10 protein-coding genes are annotated in these 15,058 nt (G+C 45.3%); 3 read left to right on the forward strand and 7 right to left on the reverse strand.

The genetic code is table 11. From position 1 onward, the window contains the following. Window positions 1-160: 160 nt before the first annotated feature. The 3 genes from AAE02nite_RS20710 (at window position 161) to AAE02nite_RS20720 (ending at window position 1,354) form a co-directional block, all read left to right on the forward strand. Window positions 161-433, forward strand: a complete 273-nt coding sequence (locus AAE02nite_RS20710) for a hypothetical protein (protein WP_146902501.1) — start codon at window positions 161-163, stop codon at window positions 431-433. Window positions 434-504: 71 nt separating this feature from the next. Further along, on the forward strand, window positions 505-783 hold the full coding sequence (locus AAE02nite_RS20715) for a hypothetical protein (protein WP_170252657.1): 279 nt from the start codon (window positions 505-507) through the stop codon (window positions 781-783). A gap of 19 nt (window positions 784-802) precedes the next feature. Beyond that, the gene (locus tag AAE02nite_RS20720) at window positions 803-1,354 is read left to right on the forward strand and encodes a transposase (RefSeq protein ID WP_146902507.1); all 552 of its coding nucleotides are present in this window, start codon (window positions 803-805) and stop codon (window positions 1,352-1,354) included. Between the two features lie 172 nt (window positions 1,355-1,526). Here the strand turns inward: AAE02nite_RS20720 and AAE02nite_RS20725 are convergent, their stop codons facing one another. The 7 genes from AAE02nite_RS20725 to AAE02nite_RS20755 form a co-directional block, all read right to left on the reverse strand. Then, window positions 1,527-2,984 (reverse strand): sulfatase family protein, encoded by a 1,458-nt coding sequence (locus AAE02nite_RS20725; protein ID WP_146902510.1) that lies wholly within the window; start codon window positions 2,982-2,984, stop codon window positions 1,527-1,529. An 85-nt stretch (window positions 2,985-3,069) separates the two neighbouring features. Beyond that, the gene (locus tag AAE02nite_RS20730) at window positions 3,070-4,938 is read right to left on the reverse strand and encodes a sulfatase-like hydrolase/transferase (RefSeq protein WP_146902657.1); all 1,869 of its coding nucleotides are present in this window, start codon (window positions 4,936-4,938) and stop codon (window positions 3,070-3,072) included. Window positions 4,939-4,949: 11 nt separating this feature from the next. Beyond that, window positions 4,950-6,410, reverse strand: coding sequence for a sulfatase family protein (locus AAE02nite_RS20735; RefSeq protein WP_146902513.1), 1,461 nt, complete (start codon window positions 6,408-6,410; stop codon window positions 4,950-4,952). Between the two features lie 139 nt (window positions 6,411-6,549). Further along, window positions 6,550-8,007, reverse strand: a complete 1,458-nt coding sequence (locus tag AAE02nite_RS20740) for a RagB/SusD family nutrient uptake outer membrane protein (RefSeq protein WP_146902516.1) — start codon at window positions 8,005-8,007, stop codon at window positions 6,550-6,552. 19 nt (window positions 8,008-8,026) lie between these two features. After that, window positions 8,027-11,245: a SusC/RagA family TonB-linked outer membrane protein gene (locus tag AAE02nite_RS20745; protein WP_146902519.1), complete on the reverse strand. Its 3,219-nt coding sequence runs from the start codon at window positions 11,243-11,245 to the stop codon at window positions 8,027-8,029. A 725-nt stretch (window positions 11,246-11,970) separates the two neighbouring features. Further along, complete coding sequence (locus AAE02nite_RS20750) at window positions 11,971-13,455, reverse strand: arylsulfatase (protein WP_146902522.1); 1,485 nt, start codon at window positions 13,453-13,455, stop codon at window positions 11,971-11,973. 72 nt (window positions 13,456-13,527) lie between these two features. After that, window positions 13,528-15,024 (reverse strand): sulfatase, encoded by a 1,497-nt coding sequence (locus AAE02nite_RS20755; protein ID WP_146902525.1) that lies wholly within the window; start codon window positions 15,022-15,024, stop codon window positions 13,528-13,530. Window positions 15,025-15,058 lie beyond the last annotated feature (34 nt).

Genomic DNA, 15,058 nt, shown 5'->3' on the forward strand with positions numbered 1-15,058 from the left:
CCAGTTAGCTGATGTGTTTACCAGATAAAAGATTGACCAGCGTTTTAGATAAACTTACTGCCGCATCAGCCAGCGGCAACATTTAACCCTGCGTAAGTTATCTCAGGACCCTAAGGAGGAGATACAGTTTGGCCGTTTTATTAGGAATAAACGCGTAACCATGCTTGGTTTAGAATCATTAATTTATGAGCAGTTTCGTTTTGCTTGTCCTGCCAGCGGACATTTGCTGCTGATAGAGGACACTTCCCAACTGACTTTTAACCTGGAACGCAAAATCACCGGCCTTGGCAAGATAGATAAAGGGCAGGTGCAGGGCTTTTATTTGCATCCGGTCCTTGGCCTGAATGCTGGTGACGGTGCCTGTTGTGGCTTGGCTTCAGTAACCACTTATCAGCGGGAATATAACCAACCAGCACTACGCGGCAACAGGTAAAGCGCCTGAACTACCAAGTTTTTTTTGAGGATAAAGAGAGTTACCGCTGGTACCAGGCTATTGCAACAGCCTTGCAGAACTGTCCAGTCACCGTAGCCAAAACAGTGATAGCTGACCGGGATGCTGATATTTTCCCGCTGCTAACGAGTCTGCAGGATTTAGGGGTAGATTATATCCTCCGTTCTAGGCATAACCGTCCTGTGGCACCCGCAGGTAAACTTTACCAACTGGTAAACACGCTTTCCCAGCAGTACCGGTTTTCGGTGCCCTTACCAGCCACCGACAAAAGAAGTGCTCACACAGCTGTGCTGCAGGTAAGTTTTGGCCAGGTGGTGCTAGTCAGCTACTAAAAGCCGCCAGCCGCAACCAATGGCTCACCCCTGCTGGGTAGTAAAGGTACAAGAAGATGCTTGCAGTGTCGTCAAGCAGGAAGAACCCATAAGTTGGCTGCTGCTTACTTCTCATTTGGTTGAGAAGCCGCAACAGGCTTTGCAAATAATAGCATATTACCAACAGCGCTGGCACATTGAGCAGGTTTTCCGCACGCTGAAAACAAAGGGTTTACGCTTGGAGGGAAGTCAGGTGCACACGGAGGCAGCGCTTAAAAAGTTGCTGCTGCTGGCGCTCATCGCAGCTGTCAAGGTAGTACAACTGATACGAGCCCGCGATGGTACTACCACCCAAACGATGGCCGATGTCTTCACGCCAGCCGAGCAGCAAGTACTCGGCCAGCTTAATGTCACGCTGCAGGGTAAAACTGACAAGTTGAAGAACCCTTTCCAACCAGACTCGCTGGCTTTTGCCGCCTGGATTATTGCTAGACTAAGCGGGTGGAGCGGTTATCAAAGGCAAAGACCTCCTGGTCCCATTGATTTTCTCATCGGTTTGCAGCGCTTTCAGGAGAGGTGTCAAGGCTACTGACTCGCTCATTCCGCTTGATTTGTGTATATACTCTAGGTCAGGGGACAAACCGAAAAGGAGAATCATATGGCTTCTAAACTATTATTGTTAAAAAAGCCAACAGTGCATACATTCATTAAATTTCATTCAATGAGCATCTGCTAAGTGCAGTACTGATCCCTGTTCCTTCTTTCTATAACTTACCGGGTTCTCTCACATTTTCTCCTGTTATTTTCAGAATTTCATCGCCCAGATCCTTGCGGGCCACATCGGCGAGTGCTTTCAACTCTGTTACAATGTCGGGGTACATTTCTTTTACATCGTAGCGTTCGCCGGGATCTCGCCGGAGATCGTAAAGGGCAAAATCTGTTTTTTGCTCACCGGTTTTCCCGGGTACGCCATTATGGCCAGGCATAAAACCTTCATACGTCCGGTAGGTATGGGGCAGCATTAATTTCCACTGCTCCTGCCGCACCCCTTCCAAACCATTGCCATAATAATAGAAAGCTTTGCGGGGATTGGCCTGGGGCTGACCGGTCAGCAGGGAAACAATATTTACGCCATCAATCTTCTTTTGGGGCAAGGCAGCGCCCGAAATAGCAGCCAGGGTTGGCAGAATATCGATGGTAGCGGCCAATTCATTACAAACCGTGCCGGGCGGAATATGCCCCGGCCACTTCATAATGGCAGGCACCCGGTGTCCGCCTTCCCAGGTGGTGGCTTTTCCTTCGCGCAAGCCCCCCGTAGAACCGGCATGGTTACCAAAATTAAACCAAGGCCCATTATCTGAAGTAAAAATTACCAGCGTGTTTTTGGTTAAACCATTTTGCTCCAAAGCCTGCAACACCTGACCCACCGACCAATCTATTTCCATCAGGACATCGCCGTACAAGCCTTGCTTACTTTTGCCCTTAAATTTGCTTGAAACTGCCAGCGGCACGTGCGGCATAGAATGCGGCATATATAAAAAGAAAGGTTTGCTTTTATTCTTTTGAATAAACCCTACGGCCTGTTCGGTATAAATAGTCGTCAGTTCGGCCTGATCTTCCAAAGTATTAATTTCCCGGAACTTTTCATTACCTCTAATTAAAGGCAGCGGCGGAAAACTGGCTTTCCGGGCGTTAGTTTCCGGGGTAGCTTTCGTGCCATCATAGTTTAAATGCCACATATCGTTGGAGTAAGGCAAGCCCACGTACTCATCGAAACCCTGCTGCAGGGGCAGAAACTTTTGATGGTGACCCAAATGCCATTTACCAAAAATAGCCGTGGCATAACCCCGCTTTTTTAATATTTCGGCAATGGTTTCTTCTTCGGGGTTTAAACCTACGGTAGCCAACGGACTTAAAGCCCCCTCTATACTTACCCGGTTGGCATAACAGCCGGTTAATAAGGCCGCCCGGGATGCGCTGCAAATAGCATGCGCCACATTAAAATTAGTAAAACGGCGGCCCTCCGCAGCCAGCTTATCCAGATTCGGGGTGCTATACGCCAGGGTACCATAACTGCCCAAATCGCCATAGCCCATGTCATCGGCAAATATTAGCACTACGTTGGGCCGTTCTGCCTTATTATTTAAAGGCGCTTTTTGGGCAGACGCGTAACTAACCATTAAACTGCCGGTAAGGGCCAGCCAAATTAGTTTTACTTTCATGTTGAATCAGCTATTCGGGACTGGTACTTCTTAAAATTCTATTAAAGCAGGGGCTAGCAGAAAGAGCGGGTACCTTTCTGCCAATTTATTTTTGCGCCGTTGCTTCCAGTTTAGAGATTAGGGCTTGTGCTGCCCGGATATCATAGTCGAACCTTTTATCTAAGATGGAATTTTTATCATTTTTGGCAAGAGAAGCAAACTGGCGGATGGCCGGTAAGGCCGGGCGGGCCTTCGCTCCCATGTTTTCCAGAATATTTAAAGCCTGCACCCGGGCGTGCAGGTTATTACTGGCCAAGGCTTGCGACAGTACGGGCAACGCTTTCGTCTCATCTCCCAACCCACTTATTGCTTCGGCCGCTGCAATGCGCACCGCCGGTTCCGGGTCTTGTAACAAAGCATTAAGTTTGGCTTTTGCGGCGGCGGCTTTTGGCCCCAGAATAATACAGCCGGTAACGGCCCAATAACGCACCACCGGATTCTGGTGATTCAACCTTTCTGTTAGCTTATTTAAAACGCTTGCATCGCGGGTTGTAGCCATTTCAGCGGTTTCCAGGATGTTAGCTAAGGGGTATTTTTCGGTGCGGGCATATTCATAAATACTGCCGGTTTTCGCAATCTCGTATAGCATGGCTTCCGGAATAAACCCCGCATCTTTTGTTTGGAGCAAATAATTACGGTTATCAGTCCGCATTTTTTCCAGGACCTGCTTATATTCCGGCTTTCCGGCCAGGTTATTAATATTATGCGGGTCGGTGGTTACATCGTAGAGTTCTTCGGTTGGCTTGGGTTCCCAAAACCGGGATTGATCTTGGTTTAACTGTCCGGCCTGGTAGGCTTTTTGCCACGAAACCATAGACGGGGCCTGCCACAAATAAGAAATATATTGGCCGTATATTTTATGGGGCATATAATTGCGGACATACCGGTATTTTTTATCCCGGATAGAGCGTACCAAATCAATGCGTTCATCCATCCGGCCCCGAAAACCAAAGGCATATTCTTCGGGTGCTGCCTGTTGTTTTCCCAAAAAAGGCTTACCCTGCATATAAGCAGGAACCTTCACATTAACTAAACTTAAAACGGTCGGACCAAAATCCTTAAAAGAGACCAACCGGTCAATTCGGGAGCCAGGTTTTCCAGGAGCCAAAGCGCTATATTTTTCGGGTACCCGGATAATTAAAGGAACGTTTAAGCCCGATTCGTAGATAAAACGCTTGCTCCGTCCCAATACCCCGCCATTATCGCTATAATAAAAAACGATGGTGTTATCGGCCAGGCCAGCTTCCTCTAATTCCTGCAGCAATTGGCCTACTTGTTCATCCATGGTTTGCAGTTTGTCATAATATTGCGCCCAATCGTGTTTCATCTCGGCCGTGCGCGGATGATACGGCGGAATGGTCACTTTTTCAGGGTCGTGTTTTAAGGAAGGCAGCGGCTTGTGAATATTGCTTTCGTGAGATACCTGCAAGTTAAATACGGCAAAAAAAGGCTGTCCGGGCTTACGGTTTTTATAGGTAGCTTTTCCGCTCGATTCGTCCCATGCTTCCGGCTGATCGATGGTGTTATAGTCTTTTTTGGCATTATTGCTCGTGTAATAACCAGCTTCTCTTAAATAACGCGGAAAAAACTTAACAAAGCCTGGTACCGGATATTCGCTCCGCATGTTTTCGGTACCCAAAGAAGAGGCCAGCATGCCGGTAATAAGCGTAGAGCGCGATGGAGCACAAACCGGGGCCGCACAAAAAGCATTTTCGTATAAAACACCTTGCGTGGCCAATTTATCAATATTGGGGGTAGTCGCAAATTTATCGCCGTAGCAACCCAGCAAAGGACTGTTGTCTTCGCTTACAATCCAGAGAATGTTAGGTCGCTCTTGCGTTTGTTGCGCTTTAATCTTAATAGAGCCCAATAAGAGGAGCGTAATAGCAATAATGTATTTTGACATATTTTTCATACTGACTTTATTCATTTAGGCTTATTTTCGTTTGTTGCCCCGGCTTTTACTCCGGGCATTTCCCCGCGTATTTGTCTATCTTTTCCTAAGGTTTTGCCGGTTTCCCGGTCAAACCAATCTTTGGTCAGGTTTTCCGGCGTATTGTCTTTGGTTTCGTTTCGCCAGTTCGCCAAAGTGGTTCTGAGGGTTTTTAACTCCTGCTGGTATTCGGGCAGGGAGGCTACATTAAGGAGCTGCATCGGATCTTTTTGGCAATTATATAATTCCTCGTATGGGCGCGGCACCATAAAAACATCAGCCTGAGCTGGGGTAAGTTTACCTTGGTTGCGTAGTTCCTTTAAATCTGTAAAAGCAGGGCTGTTGTTAGAATCTGCCGGGCCGTGGTTACTTAAATTAGGGCGGGAATTCAGCACATACATAAAATTTTTGCTCTGCACCATCCGCTCGTGGGCTTCGTAGTCGTGCCAGTTGTGTTCCGAAAATACATACTGCCGAAATTCGAGTGCCGGATCTTTGAATAATTTGGTAAAGCTTTTTCCTTGAAATTCAGATGGAGATTTAAGTCCGCCAAGCTCCAGTAAGGTTGGGGCTATGTCAATTACACTTAGCAGGCTTTTACTAACACTACCCGGTTGCGGGATGCCCGCATCCCACTTAATAATGAAAGGCGTTTTCATGCCGCTATCGTACACCCGGCTTTTGCTGCGCGGAAAAGGCCGCCCGTTATCGGCCATAATCATAATTAAAGTATTTTTTTCAATTCCCTGCCTCTTTAACTCCTGCATTACTTCTCCTATATAAAAATCGAACCGGGCAATTTCGTTATAGTAAGAAGCTATATCTTTCCGGGTAGCTTCGGTATCGGCCAGGTAAGGTGGCACAATTACTTTAGCCGGGTCGTGCGGCGTACCAAAATTATCGGCTTGCCACGGCCGGTGCGCATCAATAGCAGCTAACCAGGCAAATATTGGTTTGTCTTTGGGCCTTTCCTGCAAGCATTTCACCCATCTCTCTTCTGCCCCGGTGCCGCCTTCCTGCATCTCGTACGCCTTATCAAAAGCCCGCAAGGCCGGTGCTCCAAAATGAGATTTGCCGGCCTGAACCGTATAATAACCAGCTTCTTTGAGCAGCAGCGGAAAGGGGATTTGCTCGGCCGGCAGCGGGGTATGTAATTCGGCCGCCCCGGTATTATGCGGATAGCGGCCGGAAATAATACTATTGCGGCTGGGGCTACAGGAACTCGTGGTTAAGTAAGCGTTATCGAATCGAATACCCTGTTTCGCAATTTTATCAATATTAGGTGTTCGTACGGCCGGATTTCCATAACACCCAATATCATCCCAGCTCACATCATCGGCAATTATAAATATTATATTGGGTCTTTTATCACTCTTTACCTGCCCCAGGATCAGATTTGGAAAACAAAAAAAGGATAGGCTCAGAAAGATAAAAAAAGGTATATTTTTATTCATACTGATCGAAACTAAAAGGGAATAGTTAAAATATCCAAAGGGAAACCTATTTATAGCACTTAACTTAAAAGCTACTTAGGTTCCGGTTAAGAAATATTCTCCTGCGGGCGGCTCTACCCTCAGGAGAATATTTTTTATGTTAGTTATAACCCGGATTTTGCGTTATTTTCGGATTTACATCGATGGTACTAAGGGGTATCGGGAATAATATATTATCCTGGTTAATATTATAACCTTTGGCTTTCATCACCTCAATTGCCCGCCCGGTGCGCACCAAATCGAAAAACCGGTGAAATTCGAAAGCCAGTTCTACCCGACGCTCGTGTTCTAAGGCTTTGGCCAGGGTATTATATTGGGCGGGATAACCCGGCTGCCCAAATCCGGGCAATACTACCCGGGCCCGCACCATATTTAAATAAGTTGGGTCTTCCGTAACTTCCGAAAGCATCAGCAGGATATCAGCATACCTTATAATCTCAAAATTCTGGCCGGGATTTCTCCAGGTAGGGTCAAAAAATTTAGGCGTCCAGGGGTAATCTACCGATTGGTTATTGGTTAAGTTAACAAAGCCCGGATTAACAGAGGCCACTTTTCTGGGATCTTTCGATTCAAATTCGTTCGTAATATCTTCCGTTGGCGTGTTAAAACCTTGGCCCAATAAGTTTTCGGTAGAACCAGGTAAATGAAAAGCGAAATGCCAGGGGGCATATAGTTCCTGGTGATTACTATTAGCCGCATTTACGCCGGCTAAATATTGCACCTCCAAAACCGATTCTTTGCTGTTTTTTGTATTGGGCTGAAAATTGAAATTGTAATCATCGGTGTTAATGGTTCCGTTCCCATTGGCATCCAGAGAATATAAGTTACTATTTACGATTTCCCGTAATTCTTTTTCTGCATTCGCTTTATCGCCAATAGTTAGGTAAATTTTGGCTAATACGGCGGTTGCCCCGAATTTAGTAGTTCTGCCAATATTGGTTCCCGTATATTTCTCGGGCAAGGTATTTTTACAATATATCAGGTCGCCGATAATTTGTTTGTAAACAGCATCTTTGCTCTCGCGGAGGTAGCTATAACTTTGTTCGGCCGTTACCACTGATAGTACCAAGGGAACCTCTCCCCAGGCTCGTACCATATTAAAATAAATTAAGGACCTGACAAAAATAGCTTCTGCCTTTAGCCGCTCTTTTAGTTCAGGTTGCTGAAAAACGACGGTTGTTTTATCTAATTGCTCAATGGCATTGTTGCAAATAAAGATGGCATTGTAACAGTTTGCCCAGGCGGTTGCTACCAACGGATTGTCGGTTCTTAGTTTAAACTCACTAATATCAATGGAATTGGTTCCTCCTCCGGCCGCAATTTTTATAAATGTATTATCGGACCTTAACTCGCCAAATAAATCGGCTATGCCCTGGGCATTATAAATAACCCGCATTTGCCGGTAAACATCATTCACGGCCTGTATAAACTGGCTTTCGGTCTTATAAAAATTGCCTTCGGTCAGGCTGATTTTCGGATAAAGGTCCAGCTGTTCTTCTTTACAAGCTAATAAAGATAACAGCAGTACTATTGGGGTTATATATTTTATACTTTTCATACGCTTAATTCTGATATTTTTAAAGTCCAATATTGATACCGAATGAATATGTTTTAGCGGTCGGGTACGGCGAATGGCTCACGCCTCGTTGTAAAGTCTGATCTGCCCCGCCGCTAAAGTTTTCCGGATCAAAAAGATTGGCATTCTTGGCGGTAAATAAATTTTGGCCATTTAAGTAGACCCGAAGGGAGGCTAATTTAATTTTACTTAAAAGTTGAGGAGAAATATTATAACCCAGGGTTAAACTTTTTAGTCTAAGATAGGAGCCTTCTACCACCCAGAAACTAGAGGGAATATGCTCAAAGCCATGCAAATCAACCGTCACTTTCGGATGATAACCATCGCCGGGCTCTGCTTCAGACCGCCATCTATTAACTACTGATTTAGCATAATTCCGGCCTTCGTGATAAAATAAAGAACGACGTAGGTTGTTGTCGAAAACTTCGCTTCCCTGAACGCCCTGGAACAGAATACTGAGGTCAAAATTTTTGAATTTAAAGTTGTTGGTTATGCCATAAGTAAAGTCAGGGGCCGGGTTTCCGATAATAGTACGATCCTCCGAATTTAGCTTACCATCTTTGTTCAGATCTTCATAGCGGCCATCGCCGGGTTTAAAGGTTGGCAAACGAGCGGGATCTGCATCCAGTTCGGCCTGATTTTTATAAACGCCCAAATATTTATAGCCATAGAAGTTAAAAATAGGCTGGCCTACTTCGTTCCGTACGGGTAAGCTATTATTGGCATTGAGGTTCATCGGTGCATCATTGGGGCCCAGGGCTAATAATTTATTCCGGTTTCGGGAAAAATTAATCTGGGTAGACCATTCAAATGGCCCCGTCAGGTTTTGCGTCGTTAAGGCTAACTCCACGCCTTTGTTTTCCAATTTTCCAATATTCTGAAAAACACTGCCAAACCCCGATACTACCGGAATAGGTACATCAAGTAATAAGCCGTCTGATTTAGAGATATAATAATCTCCTTCCAGGATTACCCGGTTATTAAACATCCCGTAATCCAAGCCAAAGTTAAGTTGTTGGGTGCGCTCCCATCCTAAATCCGGATTGGTAATGCTGGATGGGTAATAAGATATGGTGTTAGTAGTGCCAAATGCTACCCGCCCTTGCTGCATAGAACCAATCCAACGGTAATCGCCAATTCTGTCGTTGCCGGTAAAGCCGTAGCTGGCTCTTAATTTTAAATTATTAATCTTGGCAATATTGCGCATAAACGGCTCATCCGATACAATCCAACCTACAGAAACAGAAGGAAAATATCCCCATTTCTTGTTTGGCCCGAATCGGGAAGATCCATCCCGCCGGAAAGAGATAGAAGTAAGATATTTGCTTTTGAAGTTATAGGAAACCCTAGCGAAACTTGAAATTAAAACTGTTTCAGTGGCGTTATCAGCCGCTGCCGCCACTACCTGGCCGGCACTCAGGTAGTGAATCTGGTCGTTGTCGAATTTATTCCGGGCCTGACTGGCATTATAAAAATCGTTTTTAAGGTATTCATAACCCAATAAGCCGGAGAAGTTATGTTGCCCGATTGCTTTATCATAGGTTAACAGGTTTTGCAGATTGTAATTAATCGTTCTTTCCTGGTTTGCATTTAAAACGCCTTCGGTATAATAACTAGGTCCCATGTTATGGTCCACGGCGGCATAATTAGCATTATCCAACCGGTTAAAGAAAAAATTAAGGGCCGATTTAAAGCGTAAACCAGGAATAAAATCGAACTGGGTATAAACATTTCCCAGGCTATTAAAGCCCTGTGTTTTTCTATCGTCGTTAATCTGGTACAAGGGATGGCCGTTTCTGGCCCGGAAAAGAATATTATCGTAATTTCCCAAACCCGGTGTATTCGTGGCATCGCCCAAATAGCCATTACTGCCGTATACCGGATAAATAGCCGGATATTGGACTGCCCACTCTACAATCCGGTCGAAAGGATTATTGGTCTGGTCGTACACGGCACTTAGTTTTCCGCCGATTTCTACCCAATCCATTATTTTGGTAGATGCTTTTAAACTTAAGGCATATTTGTTATAGTCTGAGTTAATGACAATTCCTTCCTGGGAAATATAACCGCCCGAAATAAGGTAGTTTGATTTTTCGTTGCCACCCGACACACTCAAATCAACTTTGTGCATGGGAGCCAAACGAAAAACCACATCTTGAAAATCGGTATTCACCAGGCTTTCCGGATTATTAAAGGCTTCGGGCCAGGTATATTTATAAGCGCCTCTGGCGGCCAAAGTATTAGGTGCATTCGGGTCGCCCCCCTTATTAATCCAGGCATTTTGCGCTGCATCAATAGAAGCCTGGGCATACTCCCGGGCATTCATCATCTCCACCCGGTCAATCGGTGCCTGTAATGTGGCCGTATAACTTAAATCCAGTTTGGCTTTCCCCGATTTACCGCTTTTGGTAGTGATGAGAATAACGCCGTTACCACCGCGCGAGCCGTAAATAGCGGCAGAAGAAGCATCTTTCAAAATCTCAATGGATTCGATATCGGCACTGTTAATCAGGTTTAAATCATAGCTCGGGAGCGGGTTGCCATCTACCACAATCAACGGAGAACTGTTTGCCGAAATGGAAGCAATACCTCGGATTTGCACCGTAGAAGATGCGCCCGGCTTGCCGCTGGCACTTAGTACCTGTACTCCGGCTACTTTACCGGACAAAGCCTGCCCAAATTCTACCATAGGCCGGCTGCTTACTTCCTGGTCAAATTTTACCGAGCCAACGGCTCCGGTTACACTACTTTTTTTCTGGGTACCATAACCCACTACTACCACTTCCTCCAGGGCTTTGGCATCCGGAGCCATAGTTACATTAAGCGTAGTAGCGTTCCCAACAACTACCTCTTTGGCTATAAAACCAATATAAGAGAAAACTAAAGTGCCGCCATTGTCGGGTACTTCTATGGAATAATTGCCCCCTGCATCTGTACTGGTACCTGCTGTAGTACCTTTTACCACCACGGTTACCCCAATTAAAGGTTCGCCGGCTTCCGAAGTTACTTTACCCCTTACCGGTTTGGCTGCTATGTTGCCCTCTCCTAATAATCTCTTATCAGGCTCTAAATGAACTGCTACTCCCTTGTTAGAAAAGGATAAACCAGGATAGTTTGGTTTTACCCAGGTGAGGGCATGTGCCTGGCAAAATGGCTGGCTAACTAAGGTTAATACAAATGATAACCTCCAGGCATTTAGATGACGTAATTTTCTCTTCATTGTGTGGTGGATTAGATGAAAACAAGAATTGTTTTACCAAAACTTTACAGAAAACAAAACCAGCACTAGCAGTGGAAATAAAACCGCAACAAAAGGTAAGCTGAAGCGGCAATTGATTTACCCGAAAAAAGCTGGTTTCTTAATAAAAGGGGGAAAGCTTCATTATCTCATCTAAAAAAATGATATTTTTAGACTAAAATCAGTTGGCTGGCTTTGATGAAAGTCTTTTGTTTAAAAGCAAATCATTTATTGAACAAATCTTACCTACATTAATACAAAATGGCCAATACTAATTATTCAAATGCTAATTCAGCATTGAAATATTGAAAGATTCCTGTTCGCTAAAAAATTCCTGTTAAATTTTACCTAATCTTAAATATGATATTCCATAGCAGCCCAGCAATTGGCTTTCATTACCAGTCATTATATTAAGGATCTTCAGCATGAGTTGGTTAAACAGGTAATAAACAAAGTTTGGAATGTACCTGTAGGGCCTTCTATGCAGAAGAATCCTCCGGAATGACACGCATATATTGCATCTTCTAAGTTATCATTTATAGAAGCGCTTTTATACTACTTGGAATTAACTGTTAGCCTAAATTTTTTTAGTTAGTTTTTCTGGAATTTTGCCCTAAAGCCTATAATTAAATACCAGCATTCTTGGTTTGATTAAACTCTACTTTTTTTCCGATATAATCCGAAGTATAATTTGTTTGCAAATTTCTTTATTGTTTTGCCTGCACCAAGAAGGGCCAATTAGGATCTTCAGAATGGCTTTGCTGCATAATTTGTTGCATTTCCTTAACTACTTCCGGGTGCTGATCAGCCACGTTGCGCTCCTCTCCTATATCCTCTTTCAAATTATAGAGTTCCAGGGGAGAAACCGGATTTTTTGCTAAGCCCAGCCGTATACCTTTCCAATCGCCAAGGCGTACGGCCTGCTTTTTGCCTTGCTCGTGAAACTCCCAATATAGATAATTATGCTGCTGTTGCCCTGCCTGCCCCAGTAGCGTTGGCAGAAATGAAATACCATCTGTATTTTCCGGCTTTTTAATATTTACTACTTCGGCCAATGTAGGCATCACATCCCAAAAAGCCGAAATATGGTCAGAGGTGGAATTAGCCTGGATCTTTCCTGGCCAACAGGCAATCATGGGAACCCGGATTCCCCCTTCGTATAAGTCTCTTTTATAACCACGCAAAGGGCCGTTGCTGTTAAAAAAATCCGGGTCGGCGCCGCCTTCCTGGTGCGGGCCGTTATCAGAAGTAAAGATTATGATGGTATTTTTTTCCAGACCCAGCGTTTTTACTTTTTCCATAATTTGCCCAACCTGGTCATCCAGTACTTTCATCATAGCGGCAAAAGCCGCCCGCGGGTAAGGCTGGGAGCCATACCCCCCTACTTTAAACCGGGGAGCATTCAGATCATCCACTCCCTGGTAAGCCGTTTCCGGGGCAAATTTACTTTTAGCAGGCTGCCCAGGGGCAGCTTTTTCTAAAAACTGATCCATATAGGCAGACGGAGCGATAAGTTCGGCATGTGGAATAATGGAAGGCACATACAAAAAGAAAGAAGTGTCTTTATGTTGCTCTATAAAAGCCAGCGTTTTTTCCTGGATAAGCGCCGGTGCATACGTACCCTGTTTTACCCCGGCATTTTCGGGTAATGTTATTTTCTCTCGGTTGTGCCATAAATCCCAGGGATAGTAGTTGTGGGCGATGGTTTGGCTGTTGTAGCCAAAAAATTCGTCGAAACCCTGCTTTAAAGGTTCTCCTACGGAGCCTGGAAAACCAAGCCCCCATTTACCAAAGGCACCGGTAACGTAGCCTGCCTGTTTTAACAATTCTGGTAAGGTATAAGCCGAATCGGGTAAAGGATATTGTCCGTCATTGATTCCTTTATTGCCCCGCACAAAGGTATGCCCGGTATGCTGACCCGTCATCAAAGCCGAACGGGAAGGTGCGCAAACAGCCGTGCCGGCATAATGCTGCCTAAAGAGCATGCCCTCGGCGGCCAGCCGATCGATATTGGGGGTGCTAAATTTCTGCTGGCCGTAGCAACTTAAATCGCCGTAGCCCAGGTCGTCGGCCAGTATATAAATAATGTTGGGCTTTTGCTCTTTAGTAGCAGTTTCGTTCTGTTGTTTGGCCGGACTACAGGCAAAAAGAAAAAAAAGCAAGCCGATGAGTTTTGATGCTACTTTGGTCATGTAAAAAATAATGTCAGGATTCTTACTTCATTCAAGCCATTTACCCCGAAGGTTATTGGCGCTATTATAAATTTATTCTTTATTACCGGTGAATTTGAAAATACCAGTATCCCCTTTTTCCAGCAGCGGCATTAACCTTTGCACAACTTCCGGTTTATCCTGGGCAATATTCTTATTTTCGTGTGGGTCTTGCAGATGATCGTACAGTTCTATGGTTGGCTCCGCTGGCCGGTAATAGCGGGTTAACCGGTACTGTTGGGTGCGCAATGACACGCCGTTGTTATAATAACTATAGCTTTTATCTTCCCATTTTTTATTAGCCGGTTGTTTTAACAAGGCTACCAGACTTTTCCCGTCGGTTTGGTGCGGCATTTTTACACCACATAACTCCATGATGGTCGGATACAGATCAATGGTGCTGACGATATGATTGCTGGCGGCGCCCGGCTGTTTAACCTGGGGCGCTTTAATAATTAAAGGGCTCCGCAGCGCCGCTTCAAAAATGGTATGTTTACCCCAAACCCGGTGATCGCCTAAGTGCCAGCCATGATCGCCCCATACAACCACAATTGTATTTTCGGCTAAACCCAACCGCTCCAGTTCCGCCATGACTTTGCCAATCTGGGCATCGGCATAACTAACCGAGGCATAATACGCTTGCTTTAATGTGCGGGCATAAGCATCCGACACCGGATCGGTTAAGGATGGTTTCTCGTCGCCGGCCAGGTAAGAATTAAATTCACTGCTCTGGTGCAAGCTAGCCGGGTTTACCTTTTCCGGAATACCGGGTGACGGCGTAAGGGGAATCTGGGCGGCCGCGTACATATCCCAGTACTGCTTGGGGGCATTAAAAGGTAAATGGGGCTTGAAAAAACCAACACCTAAAAAGAATGGCTTTTCTTGGCCGGCTAATTCTTTTAATTTTTTTACGGCCAGATTTGCCGTCAGCCCGTCGGGGTAGCCTTCGTCGTTTACCGGCCTGTTTTCGTAGGGTTTAACCTTACCCTGCCTGCTTTGGCGGTTTGTACCGTCGGCGTACCCGAAAAAGGCGTTCCAGCCCGTACCCCATTTCCCCGGATCGAACAACATTTCGTCCCAGCTATAAGGCAGTTCTCTTTTTGCCCCATGCGGGTCTTCGGTATAACCATAAATTAATCCGTCCGGATAATGGCTTATCTTGCCGATGCCTACGGTATAATACCCATTGCGCTTTAACTGGTGAATAAATGTTTCGGGGCTCTCCCGCTCAGGCTCGCCGGAAATCTGTAAACGGATGACTTCGTTGCTTAAATGGGTTTTATTGCGTGGGAGCATGCCGGTAAGCAGGCTTCGGCGGGAGGCGCCACAGGTCGGAACCTGTACATAATGATTCCGAAAAGTAATTCCTTGGGCCGCTATTTTATCTATATTGGGCGTTTTAATGATTTTATTCCCATAAATGCCCAGTTCCGGCCGCAGGTCATCCACCGCGATAAATAGTACGTTAGGCCGAAGTTGCCGGTTCTGCGATACACCGGTAAAAACCTGTAAGAGCAGAATGGTTAACGCTGCTATTGATTTTATAATCATTTTTCTACGGTCTTATACATAAACACGCTATAAC

Origin of the sequence: Adhaeribacter aerolatus (assembly GCF_007991635.1) — a bacterium.
Lineage (GTDB): Bacteria > Bacteroidota > Bacteroidia > Cytophagales > Hymenobacteraceae > Adhaeribacter > Adhaeribacter aerolatus.

Coding starts and splice junctions, on each gene's coding strand:
- AAE02nite_RS20730 (WP_146902657.1), bottom strand. CDS start 4,938: ATGAAAAATATGTCAAAATACATTATTGCTATTACGCTCCTCTTATTG.
- AAE02nite_RS20725 (WP_146902510.1), bottom strand. CDS start 2,984: ATGAAAGTAAAACTAATTTGGCTGGCCCTTACCGGCAGTTTAATGGTT.
- AAE02nite_RS20740 (WP_146902516.1), bottom strand. CDS start 8,007: ATGAAAAGTATAAAATATATAACCCCAATAGTACTGCTGTTATCTTTA.
- AAE02nite_RS20750 (WP_146902522.1), bottom strand. CDS start 13,455: ATGACCAAAGTAGCATCAAAACTCATCGGCTTGCTTTTTTTTCTTTTT.
- AAE02nite_RS20735 (WP_146902513.1), bottom strand. CDS start 6,410: ATGAATAAAAATATACCTTTTTTTATCTTTCTGAGCCTATCCTTTTTT.
- AAE02nite_RS20720 (WP_146902507.1), top strand. CDS start 803: ATGGCTCACCCCTGCTGGGTAGTAAAGGTACAAGAAGATGCTTGCAGT.
- AAE02nite_RS20755 (WP_146902525.1), bottom strand. CDS start 15,024: ATGATTATAAAATCAATAGCAGCGTTAACCATTCTGCTCTTACAGGTT.
- AAE02nite_RS20745 (WP_146902519.1), bottom strand. CDS start 11,245: ATGAAGAGAAAATTACGTCATCTAAATGCCTGGAGGTTATCATTTGTA.
- AAE02nite_RS20710 (WP_146902501.1), top strand. CDS start 161: ATGCTTGGTTTAGAATCATTAATTTATGAGCAGTTTCGTTTTGCTTGT.